The organism is Glycomyces endophyticus, assembly GCF_039531525.1.
Lineage (GTDB): Bacteria > Actinomycetota > Actinomycetes > Mycobacteriales > Micromonosporaceae > Glycomyces > Glycomyces endophyticus.
Genome location: NZ_BAAAQF010000005.1, coordinates 690,453 through 717,381 on the forward strand (window position 1 = coordinate 690,453; position 26,929 = coordinate 717,381).

Below are 26,929 nucleotides of genomic sequence, written 5' to 3' on the forward strand. Positions count from 1 at the left end.
CACCCCGATCGCGGGCCTTTCGCCTCGCCGGGCCACGCCGTCGCCGACTTGCCCGGATCCTGTCGGACCCACTCGATAGGCTCAGACCGTGACCGCTTCGCAATCCCGCCTGCTCCTGATCGACGGCCATTCGATGGCCTACCGCGCGTTCTTCGCCCTGCCGGCGGAGAAGTTCGCGACCGACGACGGCCAAGTCACCAACGCCGTCTACGGCTTCGCCTCGATGCTGATCAACCTGCTCAAGGCCGAGGCCCCCACCCACATCGCGGTCGCCTTCGACGTCTCCCGCCACTCGTTCCGCACCGACGAGTACCCCGCCTACAAGGACGGGCGCGGCGAGACCCCCGAGGAGTTCAAGAGCCAGATCCCGATCATCCAGCAGCTTCTCGACGCCTTCGGCATCACGTGGCTGAGCAAGGCCACCTTCGAAGCCGACGACATCATCGCCACCCTCGCCGCGCAGAGCGAGGCCGCCGGCCTGGCGACCCTCATCTCCTCCGGCGACCGCGACGCGATCCAGCTCGTCAACGAGCACGTCACCCTCCTCTACCCGGTCAAAGGCGTCACCGAGCTCGCCCGCTACACGCCCGAGGCCGTCGTCGAGAAGTACGGCGTCACCCCCGAGCACTACCGCGACCTCGCCGCGCTCGTGGGGGAGAAGGCCGACAACCTCCCCGGCATCCCCGGCGTCGGCCCCAAGACCGCCGCGAAGTGGATCGTCAAGTACGGCTCCCTCGACGGCCTCGTCGCCAAGGCCGACGAGATCACCGGCAAGGCCGGGCAGAGCCTGCGCGACCACCTCGACGACGTCCTGCGCAACCACCGCCTCAACCGCCTCCTCAAGGACGTCGAGCTCGACCGCACCGTCGCCGACCTCGAATGGGAGGGCTGGGACGTCGCCGCGACCAACAGCCTCTTCGACGCGCTCCAGTTCCGAGCCCTCGGCGAGCGCCTCAACGCCGGCCTCCCCGACAAGGCCGTCGGCGCCGCCACCGCGCCGGTCGCCGAGACGCCGCAGATCGAGGCCGCCGCGCTCGTGCCCGGCGGGCTCGACGCGTGGCTCGCCGCCCGCGACGGGGACGTCGCCATCGCCTTCACCGGGGCCTTCGCCTCCGGCGCCGGGTCGTTCGACGCCGTCGCGCTGGCCCAGGGCGGCCAGGCGCTGTGGTTCGAGCCCTCGCAGCTCGACGCCGAGGACGAGCGCACCTGGGTCGACTGGCTCTCCGACGCCGCGAAGCCGAAGCTCGTGCACGACGCGAAGGCGTTCCTGTGGGGCGCCGACGCCGCGGGCTGGCCCGAGCCCGCCGGGATCAAGGCCGACACGATGATCGCGGCCTACCTCCTCAAACCCGAGCAGCGCTCGTACGCGCTGGGCGACCTCGCGATGCAGTACCTCGGCCGCGAACTCGCCGAGGCCGCCTCGCCGGCCGACGACGGCGCGCTGTTCAGCGACAGCGCCCTGACCGCCGGCGACGACGACACCGCGCGCGTGCAGGCCGACTGCGCCGCCGCCGCGGTCGTCGCCGACCTCGCCGAGGTCCAGTCCGAGCGGCTGGCGCAGCGCCACCAGGCGGTGCTCGCCGACGAGCTGGAGTTCCCCGTCATCGGCGTGCTCGCGCGCATGGAGATCACCGGGATCGCCGCCGACGAGGGCCACTTCGCCGACATCGAGGCCGGGTTCGCCGCGCAGTCCAAGGACGCCACCGACAAGGCCCACGAGATCGTGGGCCGCCCGTTCAACGTCGGCTCGCCCAAGCAGCTCCAGGAGATCCTCTTCGACGAGCTGAACATGCCGAAGACCAAGCGCACCAAGACCGGGTACACCACGAACGCCGAGGCGCTCCAGCAGCTCCTCGTCAAGACCGGGCACCCGCTCCTGGAGCAGCTGCTGCGCTTCCGCGACGTCGAGAAGCTCAAGCAGATCGTCGCCACGCTGCGCGCCACGATCCAGACCGACGGGCGCATCCACACCACGTTCCACCAGACCGTGGCCGCCACCGGGCGCCTGTCCTCGGCCGACCCGAACCTCCAGAACATCCCCGTGCGCTCCGAGGCCGGGCGGGCCATCCGGGCCGGGTTCGTCGTCTCCGAGGGCTTCGAGTCGCTGATGACCATCGACTACAGCCAGATCGAGATGCGGATCATGGCGAGCCTCACCGGCGACGAGGGCCTGATCGAGGCGTTCATCGCGGGGGAGGACATCCACTCCGCGGTCGCCGCGAAGGTCTTCGGGGTCGGCCTCGGCGACGTCACCGCCGAGCACCGCCGCAAGATCAAGGCCATGTCCTACGGCCTGGCGTACGGCCTGTCCACGTACGGCCTCAGCCAGCAGCTCGGCATCGAGAACGCCGAGGCGCAGCAGCTGTCGGACGACTACTTCGCGCGCTTCGGGAAGGTCCGCGACTATCTGCACCGCGTCGTCGAGGAGGCCCGCAAGACCGGGTACACCGAGACGATCATGGGCCGGCGCCGGTACTTCCCCGACCTCACCTCCGACAACCGGCAGCTGCGCGAGATCGCCGAGCGCGCCGCGCTCAACGCGCCGATCCAGGGCAGCGCCGCCGACATCATGAAGACCGCGATGCTCGGCGTCGACCGCGCCCTGCGCGAGGCGAAGCTCGACTCGCGGGTGCTCCTCCAGGTCCACGACGAGCTCGTGTGCGAGGTCGCACCCGGCGAGGCGGAGCGACTGGAATCACTCGTGCGGGAGCAGATGTCGAACGCCGCCACGCTCGCGGTGCCCCTGACGGTGTCCGCCGGCTTCGGCGCGTCGTGGGAAGCCGCTGCCCATTAGCGGTGTCGATCGACACCAGCTCCCGGCCCGGACTGGCGCGGCATTATCGCGCACGGTAACCTGGACTGGCCTGGGCTTGTCCGCGTCCTCAGAATGGAGCAGGACGCCGCCGGCGGCAAGGGCGGCCCAGGATTGAACCGCGAGTGCGCGCGTCCGGCCAGGGTGCGTGCGCGAGCCCACGATTGATACGTATCCGGAGCACCAGCCCACATGACGAGCAGCATCGAGGCCACCTCGAGCAACGCTGAGAACAGCACCGCGGTCGACGAAACCTTCTCGGACGAGGAACTCCTCGCCGCGATCGACGCGACCATCAAATACTTCAATGACGGCGATATCGTCGAAGGTACCGTCGTCAAGGTCGACCGGGATGAAGTCCTGCTCGACATCGGCTACAAGACCGAGGGCGTCATCCCCTCGCGCGAGCTGTCGATCAAGCACGACGTCGACCCTGAAGACGTCGTCTCGGTGGGTGACCACGTCGAGGCCCTCGTCCTCCAGAAGGAGGACAAGGAAGGCCGTCTGATCCTCTCGAAGAAGCGCGCCCAGTACGAGCGCGCCTGGGGAACCATCGAGAAGATCAAGGAAGAGGACGGCGTCGTCCGCGGCTCGGTCATCGAAGTGGTCAAGGGCGGTCTCATCCTCGACATCGGTCTCCGGGGCTTCCTGCCCGCGTCGCTGGTCGAGATGCGCCGCGTGCGCGACCTCCAGCCGTACGTGGGCCGCGAACTCGAGGCGAAGATCATCGAGCTCGACAAGAACCGCAACAACGTGGTCCTGTCGCGCCGCGCCTGGCTGGAGCAGACCCAGTCCGAGGTCCGCACCGAGTTCCTGCACCAGCTCGCGAAGGGCCAGGTCCGCAAGGGCACGGTCTCCTCGATCGTGAACTTCGGCGCCTTCGTCGACCTCGGCGGGGTCGACGGCCTGGTCCACGTGTCCGAGCTGTCCTGGAAGCACATCGACCACCCGTCCGAGGTCGTCGAGGTCGGTCAGCCGGTCGAGGTCGAGGTCCTCGAGGTGGACCTGGACCGCGAGCGCGTCTCCCTGTCGCTGAAGGCGACCCAGGAAGACCCGTGGCGCCAGTTCGCCCGCACCCACGCGATCGGCCAGATCGTGCCCGGCAAGGTCACCAAGCTCGTCCCGTTCGGCGCGTTCGTCCGCGTCGAGGACGGCATCGAGGGCCTCGTGCACATCTCCGAGCTGGCCGAGCGCCACGTCGAGGTGCCCGAGCAGGTCGTCAAGGTCGGCTCCGACGCCATGGTCAAGGTCATCGACATCGACCTGGACCGCCGCCGGATCTCCCTGTCGCTCAAGCAGGCCAACGAGGCCTACGTCGAGAACGAGGAGCAGTTCGACCCGACGCTGTACGGCATGGCCGCGCAGTACGACGACCAGGGCAACTACATCTACCCCGACGGTTTCGACTCCGAGACCGGCGAGTGGATGGAAGGCTTCGACGAGGCCCGCGAGGAGTGGGAGCGGCAGTACGCCGAGGCCCGCGCCCGCTGGGAGGAGCACGGCAAGCAGATCGCCGAGCGCGTCATCACCGAGGCCCCGGCCAAGCCCGCCGAGGGCGAAGCCGCCCCGAAGGGCGACAAGGGTGCGAAGAAGACGACTTCCGAGAAGAAGTCGGCTCCGGCGGAGCCCCAGGGCACGCTGGCCACCGACGAGGCGCTCGCGGCTCTGCGCGAGAAGCTCGCCGGCAACTAAGCCCTGTCACTCTTTCAACTGACAGACCACTGCCCGTCCCAGGCTGTTCGCCTGGGGCGGGTAGTGTTTTAGTTGTGCTTAAAGTCGCATTGACCGGTGGCATCGGAGCCGGTAAGAGCACGGTCGCGAAGCAGCTCTCGGAGCTCGGGGCGCGCGTCATCGACGCCGACGCCCTCTCCCGCGAAGTCGTCGCCCCCGACACGGAGGGCCTCGCCGCGGTGGTCTCACGCTTCGGTCCCGAGGTCCTGACCCCGGAGGGCGCGCTCGACCGCGCGAAACTCGCATCGATCGTCTTCAACTCGCCGCCCGCCAGGGCCGAGCTCGAGGCGATCGTCCACCCGCGCGTGCGCGCCCGGGCCCGCGAGATCACCGATTCCCTGCCCGAGGACGCCATCGTCGTCCAAGACATCCCGCTCCTGGCCGAGACCGGCCAGGCGCCCGGCTTCCACCTCAACATCGACGTGGAAGCGCCGCGAGAGCTCCGGCTCGAACGGCTCGCCGCGCGCGGTCTCGACCGCGCCGACGCCCTCCGCCGGATCGACGCCCAGGCGTCCGACGCCGACCGCCGCGAAGTCTGCGACGTCGTCCTCTACAACGACCACGACGTGCACGAGCTGGAGCGGCGCGTCGCGCTGCTGTGGGACGAGCGCATAAAGCCCTTCGCCGAGAACCTCCGGCACGGGCACGCCGAGCGCCGTCCCGAGAAGCTCCAGTTCGTCGAGTCCGACCCCGCCTGGTTCCGCCGCTTCGAGCACCTGGCCGCGCGCCTGCGCCGCGTCATGGGCCCCAGCGCGGTCCGCATCGACCACGTCGGCTCCACGGCCGTGGCGGGCCTGCCGGCCAAGGACGTCGTCGACATCCAGGTGACCGTGGTGTCCCTGCACGTCGTGGACGCCTTCGAGGAGGCCCTCGGCGACGCCGGGTTCTACGGCACCGTCACGTTCGACTCGCCGAAGCCGGAGTTCCCGGACATCGCGCAGTGGGAGAAGCGCCTCTACGGCTACGCCGATCCCGGCAACATCGCCCACCTGCACTTCCGGTCGATCGACACGCCCGGTCAGCGGTTCGCGCTGCTGTTCCGCGACTGGCTCCGCGCCGACCCGCAGGCGCGGGCCGACTACGCCCAGGCCAAGGGCGTGCTCGCGGCCAGGTCCGACTCGGTCACCGACTACGCCGAGGCGAAGGAGCCCTGGTTCGACAGCGAGGGCTGGCCCCGCGCGAACGCGTGGGCGGCCGAGCACGGCTGGCACGCGCCGCTCTGCTGACGGTCCGAACACGACAGACGAGGTCCGCGGCGCAGCCGCGGGCCTTTTCTGCTATCCGGTCATCCCATATGTGACCAGGGGTAGTAATTGCATGACGGAAATATGGTTATGACGTGCGGTGTCCGATTCTGATACGATGAACAGTCGCGTTCGATTCGCGTTCGACGACATACACGACGACTCGGGCATTGACTCCGCGCAGTCTTGTTCCGGTCGCTCACAGGCATCGATCAAGAAAGCCATTCCACCAAAATGGACATTCCTGAAGGTCCGGCCGCCGCCTCCTCTCCCGCCGGAGGACCGGGCGGTCGCATGCAGCTCACGCTCTCCTTCGGCAGCCTCACCGCTCCCGTCATCGCCATCGCGGTCGCCCGGGCCGCGGGCAACCCCCTGACCCCCTTGGAGATCGGGGCGTGCGTGCTCGCCGGAGTCCTGAGCATCCTCACCGTCCACGTGGTCGCGACCCGCCGCGCGGTGCGGCGGTCGCTCGGAGCGGCGCGCAGGCTCCGGCGCGGCAGGAGGGCCGCCCGCTCGGAGTGCGGATTCGTGGACTCGCAGATCCGCGACCCCCGGGACGTGCGGCGCGAGGCCGCCGCCGCGGTCCGCGACGAGGACCTCTCCGACGAGGAGCGCCGCCGCGCCGTGCACGATCTCGCGCACGGCCGAGCCGCGGACGTCAACTCCCGCTGGCTGCTGCGCAACACGATCCAGGACCGGTACCTCGACGAGGGCCACCGGACCGCGATGCTGCTCGCGCACTGCCGGTGCGACCCCGAGGGCGCACTCGAATCGCTCGACCTGTTCGCCCGCAGCAGCTCCCACGACGCGTTCGCGCGCCTCGGGGCGGCGATGCGGATGCACGACCCGCTCGTGCGTCGCCGCGCGGTCCTCGCGCTCGCGACCGCCGCCGACATCGACCCCGAGTGCAGGCTCAAGGCGGCGATCGCGCTCAAGCCCCTGGCCCGCCGCGACGCCGAAGCGGCGCTCCAGAACATCGCCACCGACGGCATCGAGGTCGGTTTCGAGGTGCGCATCCAGGCGGCCGCCGAATGGGCCGTCATGAACCGCGAAGCGGCGATCGACGCGCTCTGGCGGATCGTGCTCGCGACCGGCACTCCCTGGTACTGGCGCATCGCGGCCGCCGCGAAGCTCGTCGTGCTGCGGGTCCGCGCCGCGTACGACCTGCTGTGCGACTGGCTCGAGAACCCCGAGCTCCCCGCCGAGGCCCAGGCGCAGCTCTCCATGACGCTCGACAAGCTCGAAGCGCGGCGCGCCTGACCGGGCGACCGCGCCGCCCGGAAGACGGAACGGGCCCGGCCTTCCGGCCGGGCCCCGTCGCGTCCGGGCTCAGCCGATCCGCTCCTCGACCTCCATCGGGACCGGCACCATCGGGTAGTCCTCGTAGGCCACCGCGGCGCTCGCGACCCCGTAGTACGTCATCATCTCCACCTCGGCCAGGCGGTCGTCGGCGACGTGGTACCGGTACGCCGAGCCGCCCGGCTCGACCTCCGCGTCGCCGTTGACCGGGAACTCGACCACGTACACCGGCTCGTCCTCGGTGCCGTCGGTGCGCAGGAGCCACGCCTTCTCGGCCAGCGCCTCCTCGTCGTCGCCCTCCTCGGCGGCCATCTCCAGCAGGCGGTACACCAGCGACTCGACCGGCCCGAAGCTCGACGAGACGTCCTCGTCGGTCAGCGCGTGGACCTCCCAGCCCTCGGTCGGCGGCGTCTGGGGCAGCTCGCCGTCCTCGACAGCGAGGGTCGCGAACCCGCCCGGCCGCGCCAGCATCAGCCGCTGCCCCGCCGCGTCCGAGACGTGCAGGTACGCGGTCATGGTGCGCCAGTCGACCGAGCCGTGCCCGGTCGCCAGCGCGCCGTCGCCCACCGGCACGCTCATCTCGACCTCGGCGGACTGCTCCCAGTTCTCCGACCGCAGGTCGGCGATCGTCTCGGCCAGGTCCTCGTCGACCGCCGCGGGCGCGATGCGCGGCCCGCCGAGGAGGTCGACCGGCACGAGGCCGGCCGCGTCGAAGGACACCTCGCGCAGGAAGTCCACCGCGGAGAGGCTCTCTGCCCCGGTGTTGACCTGGAAGCGGCGCAGGTTCCCCTCGCCGTCGAGCGAGTACAGGGCCTCGGGGGCCGCGCCCGCGGTCTCGGCGGCCTGCTCGTCGGTCTCGACCATGATCGGCGCCCGGAACGAGTCGACCGACTCGCCGTCGATGACCCCCTCCTCGCGCCACACGGCGTCCTCCGCGAGCGCCGCCGGGTCGTCGGCCTCCTCGGCCGTCAGCGTGAACAGGGAGGACACCAGGATGTCGAGGGTCGTCTCCAGCTGGGTGCCGGCGCCGGAGAGCATCGCGCGGGTCGTCCAGCCATCCTCGGGGACGCTGACCTCCGCGAACGCGGCCTCGTCGTCGGCGCGGGTCGCGATCAGCCCCGGCACGGCCTGGACCAGCACGTGGCCGCCGCTCCCGTCGGGCACCCGCGCGTACGCCATCGGCACCCGCCAGTCCAGGTAGCCGTCGACGGTGAGCGTCTCGCCGTCGACCGGCAGGCTCATCCGCAGCGCGACCGGCTCGGCGTCGTGGTTCTTCTGGCGCATGCCCGCCAGGAGCGCGGCCTCCTCGTCGCTGACGGGGCGCTCGGCCTGCGAGCCGCCCGGACTGCACGAGACGGCGAACCAGCCCGCCACGGCGACGGCCGCGATGATGGCGACGACCCACAGCAGGGCCGATTTGAACGGAATCGAGGTAGTGGAGCTCACGCAGGGACCAACGAGTCGGAACCGGAAAAGTCACCGCCGGAGCACAGGTGTGTCGGACCCCGGGGTTACCGTTGGGCCGTGGCATTCGATATTCCCCGCGCCGACGGGCGCTTCGAGGTGGTCAGCGAGTACCAGCCCTCCGGCGACCAGCCGACCGCGATCGCGCAGCTGGCCGAGCGGGTCGGCTCCGGCGAGCGCGACACCGTGCTCCTCGGCGCCACCGGCACCGGCAAGTCGGCCACGTCCGCGTGGCTGATCGAGCGGCTCCAGCGGCCCGCGCTGGTGATGGCCCACAACAAGACCCTCGCCGCGCAGCTGGCGAAGGAGTTCCGCGAGCTGCTGCCGAACAACGCGGTCGAGTACTACGTCTCGTACTACGACTACTACCAGCCCGAGGCGTACGTCGCGCAGACCGACACCTACATCGAGAAGGACGCCTCGATCAACGAGGAGGTCGAGCGCCTGCGCCACCGCGCCACCTACTCGCTGCTGACGCGCCGAGACGTCGTGGTCGTCGCCACCGTGTCGGCGATCTACGGCCTCGCCACGCCCGCGGAGTACCTCGAGCAGGCCACCGAGGTCAGCGTGGGCCAGGAGTGGGACCGCGACAAGCTGCTGCGCCGCCTCGTCGACGTCCAGTACGCCCGCAACGACATCGCCTTCACCCGCGGCACCTTCCGCGTCCGCGGCGACACGATCGAGATCATCCCGGCCTACGAGGAGCTGGCGATCCGCATCGAGATGTTCGGCGAGGAGATCGACCGGCTCTACTACCTCCACCCGATCACCGGCGACGTCATCCGCGAGGTCGACCGGGTCCTCATCTTCCCCGGCTCCCACTACGCCACCGGCGACGCCCGCATGAAGCGCGCCATCGGCGACATCGAGGTCGAGCTGGAGGAGCGCCTCGCCGAGCTGGAGGGCCAGGGCAAGCTCCTAGAGGCCCAGCGGCTGCGCATGCGCACCGTGTTCGACCTGGAGAACATGAAGCAGACCGGCACCTGCAACGGCATCGAGAACTACTCGCGGCACATCGACGGCCGCCCCGCCGGCTCGCCGCCGCACACGCTCCTCGACTACTTCCCCTCCGACTTCGTCACCATCATCGACGAGTCGCACCAGACCGTCCCCCAGATCGGCGCGATGTCCGAGGGCGACGCCTCCCGCAAGCGCAACCTCGTCGACCACGGCTTCCGCCTGCCCAGCGCCCAGGACAACCGGCCGCTGCGCTTCGACGAGTTCCGCGACCGCGTCGGCCAGACCGTGTACCTCTCGGCCACCCCCGGCAAGTGGGAGATGGCGGAGACCAAGGGCGCCTTCGTGGAGCAGGTCATCCGTCCGACCGGCCTGGTCGACCCGCACGTGGAGGTCCGGCCCACCAAGGGCCAGATCGACGACCTCATGCACGAGATCCGCGAGCGCGCCAAGAAGGACGAGCGCGTCCTGGTGACCACCCTCACCAAGAAGATGGCCGAGGACCTCACCGACTACTTCCTCGACAACGGCATCCGGGTCCGCTACCTGCACTCCGAGGTCGAGACGCTGCGCCGCATCGAGCTGCTGGGGGAGCTGCGCCGCGGCGACTACGACGTCCTCGTCGGCATCAACCTCCTCCGCGAGGGCCTCGACCTGCCCGAGGTGTCGCTCGTGGCGATCCTCGACGCCGACAAGGAGGGGTTCCTGCGCTCGGCGACCTCGCTGATCCAGACCATCGGCCGCGCCGCCCGGAACGTCTCCGGCACGGTCCTGATGTACGCCGACAACCTCACCGACTCCATGAAGGCCGCGCTCGACGAGACCGACCGGCGCCGGGAGAAGCAGGTCGCCTACAACCAGGCGAACGGCATCGACCCGCAGCCGCTGCGCAAGCGCATCGGCGACATCATGGAGGACCTGTACGACTCCGCGGCCGAGACCGCCAAGCTCGTCGCCGCCGAGCGGCCCGTCCGCGGCAAGGACGCCGGCACCAAGGGCGCGGGCAAGGTCCGCTCCGAGATCCTCCAGCAGATCGACGAGCGCAACGAGCAGATGCTCACCGCCGCGCGCGAACTCCGCTTCGAGCTGGCGGCCGCCTACCGCGACGAGATCGCCGACCTCAAGCGCGAGCTCCGCGAGATCGAGCAGGCCGGGGCCTGACGGAGCGCGGGCCCGCACCCTCCGGCGCGGGCCCGCTCAGCGCCAGCGCGCGGCGTCCCCGCCCGCGATGATCTCGTCGTACCCCGACCGGTAGTCGGGGTACGCCAGCGTCCCCATGAACGACGCGAACCGCTCGCCCGAGACGACGTGCCCGCGCAGCCCGGCCGTCGACGCCTCCGGCGCCGGGACCCCGAGCCGCCGCGCGATGTGGTCCGCGACCTCGCCGAGCAGCGCCGGGTGCCCGTCGACCGCGTGCAGGGTCCGCGGCGGCTCCGGCGTCAGCACCAGCGCGTGCAGGGCACGCACCAGGTCCGTCTCGTGGATCCGGTTGGTGCGGCGTTCGCGGTCCATCGCCGCGCCCCGCTCCACCTGCCGGATCAGGTGCTCGCGCCCCGGCCCGTAGATCCCGGCCGGACGCACCACGACCGCGTCGAACAGCCGGCGTGCCTCGGCCTCGCTGTCGAGCAGCGCCCGCGAGCGCGCGTTCACCGGCCGCGGCGCATCGTCCTCCGTGAGCGCCCGTGTCCCCGGATCGCCGGTGAACACCCCGGTCGAGGACACCAGGACCACCCGCCGCGGTCGCACCGGCAGCGCGGCCGCCAGTCGGTGCAGCGGGCCCGTCAGGTCCGGCGACTCCCGCTCGGCCGGGTCCGGCGTCAGCGTCACGACCATCGCGTCGACCGCGGGCAGCGCGGTCGAGAACGGCCGCCGGTAGTCCAGCGCGATGCCCGTGATCGACGCGGGCAGCGCCTCGACGCGCCGCCGCACCGCGAACACCCGCCGACCCGACGCCGCCAGCGCCTCCCCGAGCCGGACACCGACCTTCCCGCAGCCGAAGAGCAGGACCGAAGCGCCTGGATCGTGCATGCATTGCTCCCGTTCATCGGACGGCTCCGCCGCGGGCGGCGGCGCGGTCATCGCGGTCGCCCTGGGGTGAGGGGCGCCCGGCACGCCGTGCCGGGCGGGCCGCAGTGCCTAGTCGAGGTCCTCGACGTGCTCCACGAACGGGGGCTCGGCGAAGAACGGGCCGATCGCTTCGCGCCACTTCGGGAACCGGTCGGTGTCGCGGAAGCCCTGCTCATGGGCTTCGACGGAGTCCCACTCGATGAGGAGCACGAAGCGGGACGGGTTCTCGACGCCCTGGGTCATGCGCATCGAGCGCAGGCCGGGGGAGACCTGCACGAACTCGCGGGCCGAGCGGTACGCGTCCTTGAACGCGTTCTCCTGGCCGGGGGTGATCTTGATTTCAGCGACTTCCAGAACCATGCGCGGAGCCTCCCACAGCGGACCTCGCACTCCGTCCACCCGCGGTAGTGTCGAGAGAGAAGTCACAAATCTGACTGGTGACAAGTCGGATTCGGGCAGGCAGAATAGCCACGTCTGTTCAAAATCAGGTATGTGGGGAGTATCCCGCAGCGCCCAGCGCTGTTAGCGTCGTCGTCAATGCACGGGACCGCCATCGGTCCCCGGTGACGCTGGTCCGCGAGGATCGGGAGAGACCATGTGACCCTCCAGATGTCAAGGAAGGCAACACATTGGAACTCCCGGCCTGGGCCTGGGCGCTGACCATGTTCGGTCTCGCCTCGGTCGTCGTGTTCGACCTCGTGATGGCGGTCCGCAACCCCCACAAACTCTCCACGAAGGAATCGGCCACCTGGGCCGGCGTGTACGTCGGCGCCGCGCTGGCGTTCGGCGCGCTCATCCTGATCACCGAAGGCCCCACGTTCGGTGGACAGTTCTACGCCGGCTACCTCACCGAGCTCGCACTCTCAGTGGACAACCTCTTCGTGTTCCTGCTGATCATCCAGGCGTTCAAGGTCCCGGACGCGCTCCAGTCGCGGGTGCTGCTGGTCGGCATCGTCCTCTCGATCATCCTGCGCGGCGGCTTCATCGCCGTCGGCTCGGTGCTCATCGAGAAGTTCAGCTGGGTGTTCCTGATCTTCGGCGCGATCCTCATCTGGACCGCCTGGGGCCAGCTGCGTGACAAGGGCGGCCACGACGAGGAGATGCCGCAGAACGGCTTCATGAAGTTCGCCGAGTCGCGCCTGCGCGTCGCCCCCGACTACGACGGCGGCAAGCTCTCCACCCGCATCGACGGCGTCAAGTACGTGACGCCGCTGCTGCTGGCGATGCTCGCGATCGGCTCCACCGACATCCTGTTCGCGCTCGACTCGATCCCGGCGATCTTCGGCCTGACCCAGGAGCCCTACCTGGTCTTCACCGCCACGATCTTCGCGCTCATGGGCCTGCGCCAGCTGTACTTCCTGCTGGCGGCCCTGCTCAAGTCGCTCAAGGGCCTCTCGCTGGGCCTGGCCGCGATCCTGGGCTGGATCGGCGTCAAGCTCGTGCTGCACGGCCTGCACGAGAACCAGCTGCCGTTCATCAACGGCGGCGAGCACATCGACTCGATCCCCGAGATCCCGACCGCGCTGTCGCTGGGCGTCATCGCCGGTGTGCTGACCATTGTCATCGTCGCGAACCACATCCTTCTGCACCGCGAGGGCAAGACGTGGAAGGAGCTGTTCGCCGAGGCCGAGGAGGAGCAGCACGTCCCGGCCACCGCGGGCGCCGAGAAGCTCTAGCACCGACGCCGAACGGCCCCGCCTCCACTGCCGGAGGCGGGGCCGTTCGCATGTGTCTAGGCCCTGACTGGCAGGCGGCGGCAGGCGGTGATGCGCGCCAGTTCGGCGTCCTTGAGCGGCTCGGCGACGACCTTGCCGTAGACCGAGGACGAGAAGATCACCTCGGGCAGGTCGGACTGGCTGCGCTCGGCCATGATCGCCGGAGTCTTGGGGTCGCCGCCGTGCTCGAGGAAGACCAGGTCGCCCGGGTGCAGGTCCTCGAAGGCGACGGCGTCGCCGGCCTCGATGAGGGCGTCGTTGGAGCGCGGCACGGCGATGCCGAGCTGGCGGTAGACGATCCAGACGAGGCCGGGCGCGTCGATGCCGTAGGCGCTGACGCCGCCGTGCAGGTAGGGGATCTCCAGGAGCTGCTGGGCGAGCTTGACGGCGTCCAGGCCCGCGGCGACGAGCGCGGTCGAGGGCGCGGACAGGTCCGCGGCGGGCTCGGCCGTGAGGTCCCGCTGGGGCACCCAGCCGGGCTGGCGCGGCCCCGGGAGGGCCACGGGCACCCAGCCCCGGTACGCCTCGCCCACGACCCGCAGGCGCGTCCCCAGGGTCACGCCGGGGATCGACACGTCGCCCCCGGGCTCGTCCCTGACGGCGGTCGCGGTGGCGCTCACGAGGTACTCGGTGCCGGCGCCGCTGCCGTCGGCGGGGTGGACGAGCTGGTCGAGGGGGACCCAGCCGGTGGTCTCCTGCGAGGGGCAGGTGACCTCCGCCCAGCCGTCGGCGACCTGCTCGACGTCGACGCGGGTGCCGAGGAGGCACTGGGTGCGCACGCGTCCTTTGAGGCCGTTGGCCCGGATGTCGTTGGTGAGCCTGGCGACCCATTCGCGGATGGCGGACGGCACGCCCAGTGCGAGGCGGTCCTCGGTCCCGGCGGCGGAGGGCTGGGCCCAGAGGGTCGCGACGGCCACGGCGATCAACGCCGGTTGTCCAGGTGCGATCGGCACGGTTGATTCTCTCCGGATGGTTCGGGCGGTTCACAAGTCGAGACGCGGGCAGGGGGATCTCCACCAGCCCGCCGCGTCCTTCGCAGCACCGACCACCCACTGTAGCAAGTGTAGGCGGATCGCGACGCTCCGGCCTGAGCGTGATGTCGGAAGGGCATTACCCCCGAAACCACCCGCACCATCGGAAAGCCCCGCAACCCGCGGCTGTGGCAGGATCGTGCCATGACCGCACTCCAGGACGCCCTCGCACGACTCTCCGCCGCCGCCGACTCCGGCGCCGCACCCGACGCGGCCGACCTGGAGGCGGTGCTCGCGAGCGCGGACGCCGAGCTGATGGACGTGGTCGCCGCGGCGGCGCGACTCCGCTTCCGCCACTTCGGGAACACGGTCAAGCTGAACTACCTCGTCAACCTCAAGAGCGGCCTGTGCCCCGAGGACTGCGGCTACTGCTCGCAGCGCCTGGGCTCCAAGGCCGACGTCCTCAAGTACACCTGGCTCAGCCCCGAGCAGGCGGCCGACGCGGCCGCGGCCGGGGTCGCGGGCGGGGCCTCGCGGGTGTGCCTGGTGGCGAGCGGGCGCGGTCCGACCGATATGGACGTCGAGCGGGTCGGCAAGACCATCGCCGCGGTCAAGAACGCCGCCCCCGGCGTCGAGGTGTGCGCCTGCCTCGGGCTGCTCAAGGACGGCCAGGCCGAGCGCCTCGCCGACCTCGGCGCCGACGCGTACAACCACAACCTGAACACCTCCGAGGACACGTACGCGGAGATCTGCTCGACCCACACCTTCGCCGACCGCGTCGACACCGTCAACGCCGCCCACGGCGCGGGCCTCTCGCCGTGCTCGGGGCTCATCGCGGGCATGGGGGAGTCGGACGCCGACCTCGTCTCCGTGGCCCTGGGCCTGCGCGGCCTGGACGTCGACTCGATCCCGGTGAACTTCCTGCTGCCCTTCGACGGCACGCCGATGGAGTCGACGTGGGACCTCGACCCGCGCCGGTGCCTGCGCATCCTCGCGATGGTCCGCCTCGCCAACCCCGCCGCCGAGGTCCGCCTCGCGGCCGGGCGCGAGGTGCACCTGCGCACGCTCCAGGGGACGGCGCTCCAGATCGTCAACTCGATCTTCCTGGGGGACTACCTCACCAGCGAGGGCCAGGCAGCCAAGGACGACCTCGCCCTCATCGCCGACGCCGGCCTCGTGCCGCTCGGCCTGGAGGCCGCCCCGGAGGAGGTCCGCGAGGTCGTCAGGCCCCGGCGCCGCGGGGCGGGCACGGACGTGGCGCCGAACGCCTGAGGGGCTCGCGAGTCGGGAATTCCGGAAATGTCCTTGATGGACATCCCCCTGCAACCAAGGTATGCCGCGGGTGTGACGGGCGGGGTCAGTGAGGAAGCCTCGCGGTGGACTCGCGGACGACGAGTTCGGTGGCGAGTTCGAGCCGGGGGGAGTCGATCTCGTTGCCGGCGGCCATCTCCAGGACGGTGCGGGCGGCGAGCGCGCCCATCTCGGCGAGGGGCTGGCGCACGGTGGTCAGGGGCGGGGAGGTCCAGCGCGACTCGGGCAGGTCGTCGAAGCCGACGATGCTGACGTGCTCGGGGATGCGCAGGCCCGCTTGGCGGATGGCCTCGTAGGCGCCGAACGCCATCTGGTCGGAGGACGCGAAGATCGCCGTCGGCGGGGTGTCGAGGCGCAGCAGCGCGTTCGCGGCGTCGAAGCCCGACTGGTGGTAGAAGTCGCCGTCGAAGACCAGGGCCTGGTCGAACTCGATGCCCGCGGCCTCCAGGGCGGCGCGGTAGCCGTCGAAGCGGGCGCGCGAGCACAGGACCTGCTTGGGGCCGTGGATGAAGCCGATGCGGCGGTGGCCCAAAGAGATCAGGTGCTCGGTGGCGGCCAGGCCGCCGGCCCAGTTGGTGGCGCCGATCGCGGGGGCGTCCATGGTGGGCCCGCCGGAGGGGTCGAGGACCACCATCGGGACGCCCAGGTGCCGCAGCTGCTCCAGGATCGGGGACGCGAGCTGCGAGACCACGAGGATGACGCCGTCGGAGGCCCTCGTGCGGAGGTTGTCGAGCCACTGCTCGGTGGAGGCGCGGCGGCGGTGCACCGCGGAGACGACCGTGCCGACCCCGGCGGCGTGCGCCGCGTCCTCGACGCCGCGGATGATCTCCACGGCCCAGGGGCTGTCCAGCTCGTTGAACACCAGGTCGACCAGGCGGGCGCGGCTCGGGGTCCGGGTCGAGCGGCGGCGCTGGTACCCGCGCTCGTTCAGCAGCTCCTCGACGCGTCGGCGGGTCTCGGGGGCGACGTCGGAGCGGCCGTTGATGACACGTGACACCGTCGGCACGCTGACGCCGGCCTCGTCGGCGATGGCGCGGATGGTGATCCGCCCGTGTTCGGCTTCGCTCAAGGGTCTCCTCCTGGTCAGGTTCGCAAGGTTCGCCTGCACATCCTATAGCGCGCTTCCACGGCTCCCGGAGCGCGCCCGAAAGTTTCGGTCGGAGGTCGTGAAACAGGGTGCTGGGCAAACGCATCCCAACGTCAGATTGACGCTAGAACTGAGGCTTCATCAATGTTATGGTGTGCGAACCTGTATCGAAAACGATCAGAAAAGTTTCAGAAACTATCGGCCCGAAACCAGCCGCCCGGCGCGTGTCGGGCCGCTTGAGTGGAGCAGCATGGACACCCACACCCCCGTGGAGGCGGCCGAACGCGCCGCCGGGCTGGTCAAGCGGATGACCCTCGACGAGAAGTGCGCGCAGCTGTCGAGCCTGTGGCGCGGCGTCGAGGCCGACGCCGGCGACATGGCCCCCCACCAGAGCGAGCAGACCGGCGGCACCGACGCCCGCGACCCCCTCGCCCACGGCCTCGGCCAGCTCACCCGCCCCTTCGGATCCGCCCGCGTCGACCCCGCCGCCGGCGCCGCCCGCCTCGCCGACCAGCAGCGCGCCGTCCGCTCCGGCAGCCGCTTCGGCATCGCCGCCATCGCCCACGACGAGTGCCTCGCCGGCTTCATGGCCTACGGCGCCACCATCTTCCCCACCGCCCTCGCCTGGGGCGCCACCTTCGACCCCGACCTCGTCGAGGCCATGGCCCGCCAGATCGGGACCACCATGCGCGCCGTCGGCGTCCACCAGGGACTCGCCCCCGTCCTCGACGTCGTGGCCGACTCCCGCTGGGGCCGGACCGAGGAGACCATCGGCGAGGACCCCTACCTCACCGGGATCCTCGGCACCGCCTACGTCGCCGGCCTCCAGGACGCCGGCCTCATCGCCACCGTCAAGCACTTCGCCGGCTACTCCGCCTCCCACGCCGCCCGCAACTTCGGCCCGGTCTACCTGGGCCCCAGGCAGTTCGCCGAGACCTACCTGACGCCCTTCGAGATGGCCGTGCGCCTCGGCCGGGCCAAGTCCGTCATGCCCTCCTACGCCGCCAACGACGGCGTCCCCTCCCACGCCAACGTCCGCCTCCTCACCGGGATCCTTCGCGAGGAGTGGGGCTTCGAGGGCACCGTCGTCGGCGACTACTTCGCCGTCAACTTCCTCAACTCCCTCCACGGCGTCGCCGCCGACCGCGCCCAGGCCGCGGCCCTCGCCATCGGCGCCGGCGTCGACGTCGAGCTCCCGGGCGCCGACTGCTTCGGCGAGCCCCTCCGCGCCGCCGTCGCCGACGGGGCCGTGGAGGAGAAGGCCCTCGACCGCGCCGTCGAGCGCGTGCTCGCCCAGAAGATCGAGCTCGGCCTCCTCGACGAGCTCCCCGACGCCCCCGCGACCGTCGACCTCGACCCGCCCGAGGCCCGCGCGCTGGCCGCCGAGGTCGCCCGCCGGTCGATCGTGCTGCTCGCCAACGACGGCACGCTGCCGCTCGCCCCCGCGCCCGCCCGCCTCGCCCTCGTCGGGCCCGTCGCCGACGACCGCGCCGCGATGCTCGGCTGCTACTCCTTCCCCAACCACCACATGCGGTACGACCCCGCGTCGGGGGAGCGCTACCCCGAGGTCGACACCGGCGTCGCCATCGCGACCCTCGCCGACCGCCTCGCGGCCGACCTCCCCGGCACGGCCGTCGAGCACGTGGCCGGCGGCTGGGTCCTGGAGGCCACCGACACCGAGATCGCCGCCGCCGCGAACGCGGCCGCCGCCGCCGACCTCGCCGTGGTGGCCGTCGGCGACCGCTCCAGCCTGTTCGGGCGCGGCACCTCCGGCGAGGGCTGCGACGCCCCCGACCACGCCCTGCCCGGACGCCAGGCCGAGCTCCTCGAAGCCGTCCTCGACTCCGGCACCCCCACGGTCGTCGTCGTCATCTCCGGGCGGCCCTACGCCCTCGGCACCGCCCCCGAGCGGGCCGCCGCGATCGTGCAGGCGTTCCTGCCCGGCGAGGAGGGCGCCACCGCCATCAGCGCGATCCTCACCGGCGCCGCCGCGCCCGAGGGCCGCCTGCCCGTGGGCGTCCCGGCCCGCCGCGACTCGCCGCCGGCGACCTACCTGGGCCCGCAGCTGGCCCGCCGCTCCGAGGTCTCCTCGGTCGACCCGACCGCGCGCTACGCCTTCGGCCACGGCCTCACCTACACCGAGTTCACCTGGGACGAGCCGGAACTGCTCTCCGGACCGGAGACCGGTCCGGAAGGGACGATCGAGGTCGCCGTGCGCGTGGCCAACACCGGCGACCGCGAGGGCGCCGAGATCGTGCAGCTCTACCTCCACGACCCCGTCGCCTCCACCGTGCGCCCCGTGCAGCGCCTGGTCGGCTTCGCCCGCCTCGCCCTCGCCCCCGGCGAGTCCGCGCGGGCGCGTTTCGCCGTCCCGGTCGACCTGGCCGCGCTCATCGGCCTCGACGGCCAGTGGACCGTGGAGGCCGGCGCCCTCGAACTGCGCCTGGGCCGCTCGGCCGCCGACACGGCCGCGCCCCTCGCCGTCGAGGTGACCGGCGAGCGCCGCATCGAGCCCGGCGCCCGGGCCCTGGCGACCCAGGTCACTGTCGAGCACGCCGTCGGCTAGTATTGCCAGCGACGCTGGAAAACGTTTACCGATTCTCCGTGCTGAAGGAGCCCCTGTGTCCTCCACCTACCGCCTCGCCATCGTCGGCACCGGCGGCATCGCCCACCTGCACGCTGATGAGCTGCGGAAACACGTCCCAGGCCGCATCGAACTGGTGGCCGCCGTCGACCCCGACACCGCCCGCCTCGACGCGTTCAAGGACAAGTTCGGCGTCGCCCGCGGGTACGCCTCGATCGAGGAGCTCCTCGCGAACGAGGAGCTCGACCTCGTCGACCTGTGCACCCCGCCCGTCGCCCACGCCCCCGGCGCGATCGCGGCCCTCGAAGCCGGCGTCGGCGTCGTCTGCGAGAAGCCCCCGGCCCTGAGCCTGGAGGAGTTCGACCGGATCGCCGCCGCCGCGGCCGCCTCCACCGCCGACTTCGCCGTCATCTCCCAGCACCGCTTCGGCTCCGCCGCCGAGCGCGTGCGCAACATGACGGCCTCCGGCGTCCTCGGCCGCCTCGCCGTCGCCAAGTGCGACACCCTCTGGTTCCGTCCCGAGGAGTACTTCGCGGTGGAGTGGCGCGGCCGCTGGGAGACCGAGGGCGGCGGGCCCACCATGGGCCACGGCATCCACCAGATCGACACGCTCCTGTCCCTGGTCGGCCCCTGGTCCGAAGTGGTCGCAACCGCGCACCGCCACCGCCGCCGCACCAACACCGAGGACGTCTCGCACGCGATCGTCACCCTCGAGTCGGGCGCGTCCGTCGTCATCACCAACTCGCTGCTGTCGCCCCGCGAGGTCTCCCAGATCCGCCTCGACTTCGACACCGCCACCGTCGAACTCGACCACCTCTACGGCTACGGCGACGACGACTGGAGGATCCACCCGATCGCCTCCGCCGCCGACGACGTCCAGCGCGCCTGGGCCGGCGAACCGCGCGGCCAGGCCTCCGGCCACGGCGCTCAGTTCAAGCGCATCGCCGACGCCCTCGACGGCCGGACCACCCCGCCCGTGCCCCTCGAAGAGGCCCGCCGCACCCTCGAGCTGCTCGCCGCGATCTACGCCTCCGCGTTCACCGGCAAGCGCGTCCGCGCCGGCGACATCGACCCGACCTCCCCCTTCTACCAGCGCATGGACGGGTCGGGCGCCCCCTGGCCCGACCTGAAGTGACCGAACCGAACGACCAGAGTGGAGAGACATCGATGACGCTGCGACTCGACGACGACGGCACCGCGCTCTCGATCACCCAGGGCGACCTGGAGATCCTGCGCTACGTCTACCGGCCCGACAACGCCCAGTTCGAATCCCCCCGGCCCTACTTCGAGCCCCTGCGCGACCTCGCCGGACACCAGGTGAGCCTCTACCGGCCCCACGACCACGTGTGGCACAAGGGCATCGCCCTCTCGCTCCCCAACGCCGGCCCCGAGAACTTCTGGGGCGGCCGCACCTTCCGCCGCGGCCTCGGCTACGTCGACGAGAAGAACGACGGCGCCATGGTCCACCGGGAGTTCACGCGGCTCACCGCCGACGACGGCGGCGTCCAGGCCGTCGAGCGCCTCGACTGGATCACCGAGGACGGCCGCCACTTCTTCTCCGAGACCCGCGCCTTCACCGTCACCGTCCTCGCCGACGACACCTGGGTCCTCTCCTTCTCCACCGCCTTCACCAACGACACCGACGACACCGTCGTCATGGGCAGCCCCACCACCGAGGGCCGCGACAACGCCGGCTACGGCGGCTTCTTCTGGCGCGGACCGCGCTCCTTCACCGAGGGCCGCGTCTACACCGCCGACGGCGAAGGCGGCGACGAGCTCATGGGCGTGCGCGGCGACTGGATGGCCTACCGCGGCGCGCACGACTCCACCGACGCCGCCTCCACCCTCGTGTTCACCGACCACCCCGCCAACCCCGGCGCCCCCGTCCAGTGGTTCGTCCGCACGACGCCCTTCGCCGCCGTCTGCCCCGCGCCGTTCTTCGCCACCGAACTGCCCATGGCCCCCGGCGACACCGTGACCCTGCGCCACGCCGTCGCGATCGTCAACGGCGACACCGGCGTCGACGGCGCCGCCAAGACCGCCGGCCTCGCCGCCGCCGAACTCGCGAAGCTGGCCTGACCATGACCGGATTCCCCGGCGGCACCGCCGTCTCCATCGTCTCGGTCTACGACTGGCCCACCGCCGACGGCCAGGCCGGCGGCACCCCGCACTTCCACACCGCCTCCACCGAGGGGTACGTCGTCACCGGCGGCACCGGCGCGGTCGAGACGCTCTCCGGCGACGGCTACGAGCGCCGCGACCTCGCCCGCGGCACCGTCCTGTGGTTCACCCCCGGCACGGTCCACCGCCTCGTCAACCTCTCCGGCGACCTGCAGCTCGTCGTCGTCATGTCCAACGCGGGCATCCCCGAGGCCGGCGACGCCGTCTTCACCTTCCCCGACGAGGTCCTCCACGACCCCGAGGCCTACGACGCCGCCGCGACCGCCCCCGCTGCGCCCGGCCTCACCGACGCCGAACGCGGCGAAGCCACCCGCGCCCGCCGCGACCTCGCCGTCGAGGGCTACCTCGCCCTGCGCGAACGCGTCCTCCAAGAAGGCGCCGACGCCATGCGACCGGTCTGGGACCGCGCCGCCCGCATCGTCGCCGACCGCACCGAGACCTGGCGCAAGCTCTGGGCCGGCGGCCCCAAGGCCCAGGCCGACGCCACCGGCGACCATCTCGACGCCCTCGCCCGCGCCGAATCGGCCCACCTGTGCGACGCCCACGTGGGCTCCGCCGGCGACGCCGTCGGCAAGTGGGGCATGTGCGGACGGCTGGAGACCTGGGACCTGCGCCCGCACTCCTGATACGACACCGGTGCGGGGCCGGGCGTCGCACGCCCGGCCCCGCACCGCCGCCTGTCCGCGGACTCCGCCGCGGCGGGCTCAGCAGCTGAAGTCGAGGTCGAGGACGCCCACCTCGTCGCCGCGCACGAACAGCACGTGGACCTCCTCCTCGGCCTCCTCCATGTCCGGGGGCGGCCACTCGTCGGGCAGGAATCCGTCCACCACGACCAGCGCACCGCGGAGCCGGCCCTCGATCAGGTCGACCAGGTCGTCCACGGCATGGGTCACGATGTGGCCCGGAGGCGTCTCGGGCATCTCCTCGATGCCGCTCCACTCGCCGTCCATGAGCTCGACCAGGGAGAGCCGCGCGACGTGGTGCAGCGCGGTCCGCAACCGCGGGAACGAGACCGCGCGGAACACCGGCTTCTCGTCCGCGTACTCCTCGGCGTCCTCACGGGTCTCCGACCACCAGCGGACGGCCGCGGCGAGGCGCTCGCCCTCCGGCAGGTCGGCTTCGGGGACGGTGCCGATCCGGAACCGGAAGTCGACCGAGTTGTTGTTGTTCACCATCAGGTGCTCGCTCAGCATCGTCGCCAGGCAGCCGATCCGCGTGCGCAGCGCCCCGTCGGCGCCGTCGGCGGCGAGGACCGGCGGCCGCCGCACCTCCGGCGCGGGCGCGAGGACGATCCGCGCCGTGCCGCAGTAGTCCCGGTACCGCAGGTGCAGGGCCGGGTCGCCCGCAGCCCCGGCGACCGGCGCCAGGTCGCCGTACATGCCCTCCGCCAGCCACCGCACCAGCGACCCCCGGCGCGCGTCGTCCACATGGGCCGCAGCGGAGATGAGCGCGACGAGCTCATCGGCAGGAGCCCGATCCACCCGCTCCCCGTCCTGGCCGGCCGGGTCGAACGCGACCGTCGCCGCCCAGCCCGGGCCGTCCTCGGGCGCCCATGCCGCGAGCAGCCACAGCGCCGAGACCAGGACCCACGCGGGGTTCGACGGCCCGCGGCCCCCGGGCCACCCGGTCGGGTCCGGGTCCGACTGGCGCTGCCACGCGTCGTTGAAGGCCGTAGCCGGTTCCATGCGGACCACCTCCCGGCCCCCGTGTGCCGGAACCGGTGCGGCCGAGCAGAACCAGGGAGCCGCCGCGACACTATCCGACCCCCGCCACGCCGACCCCGCCGCGGACCGCGGCCCGCCGCCGCAGGCGGCCCGCCCGCCGCAGCCCCTCCCCGGCAGCGGGCCGTAAGGCGGGGATCGCTGTCAGTCAAGGCGGCGGGGATGTCAAGATTGCGGCTGGACCCGAAGGAGCGCAGTTGGCGGAGCACAACCCGGCGGAGTGCGGCGTCATGATCGACGCCGCGACCACAGTCGACCGCGACGACGCGGTCTGGATCGAACCCCTCGGCGACGGCTTCGAAGTCTGGATCCACATCGCCCGCGCCGCCGACCACGTGCGCACCGGCGGCCCCACCGACACCGAGGCCCGCGCCCGCGTCCACACCCGGTACCGCGCCGACCACACCCGGCACATGCTCCCCGCACCCGTCGTCGAGGCCGTCTCCCTCACCCCCGACCACCCCTGCGACACCTTCACCGTCCACCTGCGCATCGACCCCGCCGGCCGCGTCGTCGACGCCGAACTCGGCCCCGGCCGCCTCACCCGCTCCTGGACCATGACCCACGCCGAGGCCGCCACCGCCGCGACCGACCCCGCGCACCCCCGCCACGACACCCTCGCGCTCGCCCTGCGCTTCGCCCAGACCATGCTCGCCGCCCGCCGCAACGCGGGAGCGCTCGCCTTCTACGACCTCCTCTCCGGCTTCGCCACCAACGAGGAGGGCCAGATCGTCCGCCTCGACTCCGGCGAACGCAACTCCGGCTACATCATCGTGCAGGAGTTCATGATCGCCGCGAACTCCCAGATCGCCGCCTGGGCCGTGCGCGAGGACCTCCCCATCCTCTTCCGCAACCACCGGCTCGCCGCCGTCGCCGGCGACCCCGCCGAACTGCGCGACGAACTCGACGCCGTCGCCGCCGCGGGCGACGGCGCCGCCTTCGAGATGCTCCGCTCCCGCATGAAGATGGTCTCCCGCGCCGCCACCTACGGCCCCACCGTCCACGGCCACCACGGCCTCCAGCTGCCCGTCTACACCCACGCCACCAGCCCCATCCGCCGCTACCCCGACCTCGTCACCCAGCGCATCCTCCTCGCCGCCGCCCTCGGGCACCCCAGCCCGTACACGCCCGAGGAGATCGCCGAGACCGCCGCGCACGTCAACGACTCGCTCGACGCCGAACGCCGCGCCAAGGCCGAGTACTTCAAGCAGCGCGCCCAGGCCGAGACCGCGCGCCACGTCCAGGCCGCCGACTTCGCCACCCTCCCCTACAAGCAGTTCTCCCGCGTCCTCCAGTTCGCCGTCGAACGCGGCGACGCCCCGCCCGGCCTCGCCGCCGACACCGCCCGCCGCCTCGACGCCCGCGAGCTCCAGCTCCGCGAGTTCGCCTCCGTCTACCTCTACGGCGGCGGCGAGTTCGCGCCCCTGCGCGAGCGCATGAACCGCCGCCTCGCCCGCGAACCGCAGCAGGCCCAGTCCGTGGTCAACGTGTACCTCCAGGACCGCCTCGGCGGCCCCGTCAGCAACGAGACGAACGTCCATTGGACCGTCGAGCCCGAACCCGCCTACGAGGGCCCCCTCTTCTCCGCCCGGGTCGCCCTCACCTACGGGGACACCCGCATCGAATCGCCCAAGCGCCTGCAGCGCAACAAGAAGGACGCCCGAAACCAGGCCGCGCTGGCCCTCGTGGCGATGCTCGCGGGCCTCCCGGACCTCTCCGCCGACGTGGTCGCGAAGCCCCGCGTCGACGTCCAGCGCAAGCTCCTGGTGGATGCCGCGGTCAACCCGGCCGAGGCCGTCCAGATCTACGCCGCCCGCGGGGCCGTCGAAGGCCTCGCCTGGGAGTTCAGCGTCGACGGCCCCTCACACGAACGGGTGTTCACCTGCACCGCGGAGGGCCGCCTCCGCGCCACCGGCGAGCTCGCCGCCACCGAGGGGAAGGGCCCGACCAAGCAGGCCGCGAAGACCGCCGCCTCGGCCGAGCTGCGCGTCCTCATCGAGGCCGGGCTCGCGCTCGGCGAGACCGGCGAGCGGTCCCCGGCGTAGGCCGGGCCACGGCCCCTCGCGCACGCCGAAATGCGTTTCGGCCGCTAAGGCACAATGAGGGCGTGCATATTCTCGACGATTTCGCATGGCGCGGCCTCATCCAGGACTCGACCGGCACCGACTCCCTCCGCGAGTCCATCGACGCGGGCCGGATGACGTTCTATGTGGGCTTCGACCCCACCGCCGTCAGCCTGCACGTCGGCCACCTCATGCAGGTGCTCACCGCCCGCCGCCTCCAGCTCGCCGGACTGCGCCCGCTGCTGCTCGTCGGCGGCGCCACCGGCCAGATCGGCGACCCGAAGGAGGCGGGGGAGCGGTCGCTCAACCCGCCGGAGGTCGTCGCGGGGTGGGTCGAGAAGATCCGCGCCCAGGTCTCCCCGTTCGTCACCTACGACGGCGACAACGCCGCGGTGCCGGTGAACAACCTCGACTGGACCTCCGAGCTGAGCGTGGTGGACTTCCTGCGCGACGTCGGCAAGCACTTCCCGATCTCGAAGATGCTCGCCCGCGACGTCGTCAAGTCCCGCCTCGACGCCGGCATCTCGTTCACCGAGTTCTCGTACCAGCTCCTCCAGTCCCACGACTACTTCGAGCTCAACCGCCGCCACGGCTGCACCCTCCAGTTCGGAGGGTCGGACCAGTGGGGCAACATCACCGCGGGCGTCGACTACATCCGCCGGCGCACCGGTGAGCACGTCCACGCCTTCGTGACCCCCCTGGTCACCAAGGCGGACGGCACCAAGTTCGGCAAGACCGAGGGCGGCGCGGTCTGGCTCGACCCCGAGCTCACCAGCCCGTACGCGTTCTACCAGTTCTGGCTCAACTCCGGCGACTCGGACGTGGTCCGCTACCTCAAGTACTTCTCCTTCAAGTCCCACGAGGAGATCGCCGAACTCGAGACCGCGACCGCCGAGAAGCCGGCTGCGCGCCTGGCGCAGAAGGCCCTCGCGGAGGAGCTGACGACCCTGCTGCACGGCGAAGAGGAGACGCGCAACGTCGTGGCCGCCTCGCAGGCCCTGTTCGGCCGCGGCGAGCTCGCCGAGCTGCCCGAGGCGACGCTCCGCGCCGCGCTCGTGGAGGCCGGGCTGGCCGAGATCCACAAGCCCGGCGTCACCGTCGCCGAGGCGATGAAGGAGGCGGGCGTCGTCGCGAGCCTGGGCGAGGCGCGCCGCGCGGCCAAGGAGGGCGGCGCGTACCTGAACAACGTCCGGGTCAGTGACTCCGAGGCCGTTATCGACCCCTCTGACCTGCTTCACGGCAAATACGGAGTGATCCGGCGCGGCAAGAAGACCGTCGCCGGGGTCGAGGTCGTCGGCTGAGGCCTACACTTGATTGGTTTTGTCGCGGTGAATAGAGGGGGAGACACAAGTGGCTGAAGACGGCCGCGCCCGCAAGGGTGGAGAAGACCGACGAGGCGGCTACGGCCGTCGCGAGGGCGGCGGCTACGGCGACCGTTCGGACCGGGGCGGTTCCGACCGCCGCGACGACCGCGGCGGGAACCGGGGCGGCTACGGCCGCAGTGAAGGCCGCGATGACCGCCCGCGGCGGTACGAGGACCGGGACGACCGGCCCCGCCGCACCGAGGGCAACCGCGACGACCGCGGTGGCTACAACCGCGATGACCGCGGACCGCGCCGCTACGAGGGCAACCGGGACGACCGGGGCGGGAACCGCGGCTACGGCAACCGCGATGACCGCGGTGGCCAGCGCAGCTTCAATCGCGACGACCGCGGCGGCAGC

The 26,929-nt window shown here is 71.8% G+C and carries 19 protein-coding genes and 1 pseudogene; 14 read left to right on the forward strand and 6 right to left on the reverse strand.

What is annotated here, in order from left to right; genetic code table 11:
- Window positions 1-88: 88 nt before the first annotated feature.
- The 4 genes from polA to ABD419_RS09975 all read left to right on the forward strand — a co-directional run bounded on the left by polA (window position 89) and on the right by ABD419_RS09975 (window position 7,047).
- Window positions 89-2,794: a DNA polymerase I gene (gene polA, locus ABD419_RS09960; protein ID WP_344485239.1), complete on the forward strand. Its 2,706-nt coding sequence runs from the start codon at window positions 89-91 to the stop codon at window positions 2,792-2,794.
- A 210-nt stretch (window positions 2,795-3,004) separates the two neighbouring features.
- Window positions 3,005-4,504: a 30S ribosomal protein S1 gene (gene rpsA / locus ABD419_RS09965; RefSeq protein WP_344485242.1), complete on the forward strand. Its 1,500-nt coding sequence runs from the start codon at window positions 3,005-3,007 to the stop codon at window positions 4,502-4,504.
- Between the two features lie 74 nt (window positions 4,505-4,578).
- Entirely contained in the window at window positions 4,579-5,769 is a 1,191-nt protein-coding gene (coaE, locus tag ABD419_RS09970) for a dephospho-CoA kinase (protein ID WP_344485245.1), read from the forward strand.
- Window positions 5,770-6,081: 312 nt separating this feature from the next.
- Window positions 6,082-7,047, forward strand: coding sequence for a hypothetical protein (locus ABD419_RS09975; RefSeq protein WP_344485248.1), 966 nt, complete (start codon window positions 6,082-6,084; stop codon window positions 7,045-7,047).
- Window positions 7,048-7,116: 69 nt separating this feature from the next.
- Here ABD419_RS09975 and ABD419_RS09980 read toward each other — a convergent pair whose 3' ends face one another.
- Entirely contained in the window at window positions 7,117-8,532 is a 1,416-nt protein-coding gene (locus ABD419_RS09980; RefSeq protein WP_344485251.1) for a hypothetical protein, read from the reverse strand.
- Between the two features lie 78 nt (window positions 8,533-8,610).
- Between ABD419_RS09980 and uvrB the strand changes: the two genes are divergently transcribed.
- Window positions 8,611-10,668 carry an excinuclease ABC subunit UvrB gene (uvrB, locus tag ABD419_RS09985; RefSeq protein ID WP_344485254.1) on the forward strand — a complete coding sequence of 686 codons (2,058 nt, stop codon included), beginning with the start codon at window positions 8,611-8,613 and terminating at the stop codon, window positions 10,666-10,668.
- A 36-nt stretch (window positions 10,669-10,704) separates the two neighbouring features.
- Here uvrB and ABD419_RS09990 read toward each other — a convergent pair whose 3' ends face one another.
- Both ABD419_RS09990 and ABD419_RS09995 read right to left on the reverse strand, forming a co-directional pair.
- Window positions 10,705-11,535 (reverse strand): sugar nucleotide-binding protein, encoded by an 831-nt coding sequence (locus tag ABD419_RS09990; protein ID WP_344485257.1) that lies wholly within the window; start codon window positions 11,533-11,535, stop codon window positions 10,705-10,707.
- A gap of 108 nt (window positions 11,536-11,643) precedes the next feature.
- Window positions 11,644-11,934, reverse strand: a complete 291-nt coding sequence (locus tag ABD419_RS09995) for an antibiotic biosynthesis monooxygenase family protein (protein ID WP_344485260.1) — start codon at window positions 11,932-11,934, stop codon at window positions 11,644-11,646.
- A 269-nt stretch (window positions 11,935-12,203) separates the two neighbouring features.
- On the opposite strand from ABD419_RS09995, the gene ABD419_RS10000 reads away from it, so the two are divergent.
- Window positions 12,204-13,250 (forward strand): TerC/Alx family metal homeostasis membrane protein, encoded by a 1,047-nt coding sequence (locus ABD419_RS10000; RefSeq protein ID WP_344485263.1) that lies wholly within the window; start codon window positions 12,204-12,206, stop codon window positions 13,248-13,250.
- Between the two features lie 56 nt (window positions 13,251-13,306).
- Here the strand turns inward: ABD419_RS10000 and ABD419_RS10005 are convergent, their stop codons facing one another.
- Window positions 13,307-14,242 (reverse strand): C40 family peptidase, encoded by a 936-nt coding sequence (locus ABD419_RS10005; RefSeq protein WP_344485266.1) that lies wholly within the window; start codon window positions 14,240-14,242, stop codon window positions 13,307-13,309.
- Window positions 14,243-14,464: 222 nt separating this feature from the next.
- Here ABD419_RS10005 and bioB point away from each other — a divergent pair, with 222 nt between their 5' ends.
- Window positions 14,465-15,532 (forward strand): biotin synthase BioB, encoded by a 1,068-nt coding sequence (gene bioB, locus ABD419_RS10010; protein ID WP_344485269.1) that lies wholly within the window; start codon window positions 14,465-14,467, stop codon window positions 15,530-15,532.
- Between the two features lie 85 nt (window positions 15,533-15,617).
- Here the strand turns inward: bioB and ABD419_RS10015 are convergent, their stop codons facing one another.
- Window positions 15,618-16,640 (reverse strand): LacI family DNA-binding transcriptional regulator, encoded by a 1,023-nt coding sequence (locus ABD419_RS10015; protein ID WP_344485271.1) that lies wholly within the window; start codon window positions 16,638-16,640, stop codon window positions 15,618-15,620.
- A 268-nt stretch (window positions 16,641-16,908) separates the two neighbouring features.
- On the opposite strand from ABD419_RS10015, the gene ABD419_RS10020 reads away from it, so the two are divergent.
- The 4 genes from ABD419_RS10020 to ABD419_RS10035 are packed head-to-tail and all read left to right on the forward strand — an operon-like array spanning window position 16,909 to window position 22,049.
- Window positions 16,909-19,224 carry a beta-glucosidase family protein gene (locus ABD419_RS10020; RefSeq protein WP_344485274.1) on the forward strand — a complete coding sequence of 772 codons (2,316 nt, stop codon included), beginning with the start codon at window positions 16,909-16,911 and terminating at the stop codon, window positions 19,222-19,224.
- A 55-nt stretch (window positions 19,225-19,279) separates the two neighbouring features.
- Window positions 19,280-20,377 (forward strand): Gfo/Idh/MocA family protein, encoded by a 1,098-nt coding sequence (locus ABD419_RS10025; RefSeq protein WP_344485277.1) that lies wholly within the window; start codon window positions 19,280-19,282, stop codon window positions 20,375-20,377.
- Window positions 20,378-20,409: 32 nt separating this feature from the next.
- On the forward strand, window positions 20,410-21,321 hold the full coding sequence (locus ABD419_RS10030; RefSeq protein WP_344485280.1) for a DUF6807 domain-containing protein: 912 nt from the start codon (window positions 20,410-20,412) through the stop codon (window positions 21,319-21,321).
- 2 nt (window positions 21,322-21,323) lie between these two features.
- A complete protein-coding gene (locus ABD419_RS10035) occupies window positions 21,324-22,049 on the forward strand; it encodes a cupin domain-containing protein (protein ID WP_344485283.1) in 726 nt (241 codons plus the stop codon).
- A 78-nt stretch (window positions 22,050-22,127) separates the two neighbouring features.
- Here ABD419_RS10035 and ABD419_RS10040 read toward each other — a convergent pair whose 3' ends face one another.
- Window positions 22,128-23,108, reverse strand: coding sequence for a hypothetical protein (locus tag ABD419_RS10040; protein WP_344485286.1), 981 nt, complete (start codon window positions 23,106-23,108; stop codon window positions 22,128-22,130).
- A 233-nt stretch (window positions 23,109-23,341) separates the two neighbouring features.
- Here ABD419_RS10040 and ABD419_RS10045 point away from each other — a divergent pair, with 233 nt between their 5' ends.
- The 3 genes and pseudogenes from ABD419_RS10045 to ABD419_RS10055 all read left to right on the forward strand — a co-directional run.
- On the forward strand, window positions 23,342-25,189 hold the full coding sequence (locus tag ABD419_RS10045) for an RNB domain-containing ribonuclease (protein WP_344485289.1): 1,848 nt from the start codon (window positions 23,342-23,344) through the stop codon (window positions 25,187-25,189).
- A 62-nt stretch (window positions 25,190-25,251) separates the two neighbouring features.
- A complete protein-coding gene (gene tyrS, locus ABD419_RS10050; protein WP_344485292.1) occupies window positions 25,252-26,508 on the forward strand; it encodes a tyrosine--tRNA ligase in 1,257 nt (418 codons plus the stop codon).
- A 49-nt stretch (window positions 26,509-26,557) separates the two neighbouring features.
- Window positions 26,558-26,929 (forward strand): annotated as a pseudogene (locus ABD419_RS10055) (DEAD/DEAH box helicase); the annotation flags it as partial.

Excerpts from the sequence above, each read along its gene's own strand:
- ABD419_RS09995 (WP_344485260.1), bottom strand. The coding sequence starts at position 11,934 with ATGGTTCTGGAAGTCGCTGAAATCAAGATCACCCCCGGCCAGGAGAAC.
- ABD419_RS10040 (WP_344485286.1), bottom strand. The coding sequence starts at position 23,108 with ATGGAACCGGCTACGGCCTTCAACGACGCGTGGCAGCGCCAGTCGGAC.
- ABD419_RS10035 (WP_344485283.1), top strand. The coding sequence starts at position 21,324 with ATGACCGGATTCCCCGGCGGCACCGCCGTCTCCATCGTCTCGGTCTAC.
- ABD419_RS10020 (WP_344485274.1), top strand. The coding sequence starts at position 16,909 with ATGGACACCCACACCCCCGTGGAGGCGGCCGAACGCGCCGCCGGGCTG.
- ABD419_RS10030 (WP_344485280.1), top strand. The coding sequence starts at position 20,410 with ATGACGCTGCGACTCGACGACGACGGCACCGCGCTCTCGATCACCCAG.
- bioB (WP_344485269.1), top strand. The coding sequence starts at position 14,465 with ATGACCGCACTCCAGGACGCCCTCGCACGACTCTCCGCCGCCGCCGAC.
- rpsA (WP_344485242.1), top strand. The coding sequence starts at position 3,005 with ATGACGAGCAGCATCGAGGCCACCTCGAGCAACGCTGAGAACAGCACC.
- ABD419_RS09990 (WP_344485257.1), bottom strand. The coding sequence starts at position 11,535 with ATGCACGATCCAGGCGCTTCGGTCCTGCTCTTCGGCTGCGGGAAGGTC.
- ABD419_RS09975 (WP_344485248.1), top strand. The coding sequence starts at position 6,082 with ATGCAGCTCACGCTCTCCTTCGGCAGCCTCACCGCTCCCGTCATCGCC.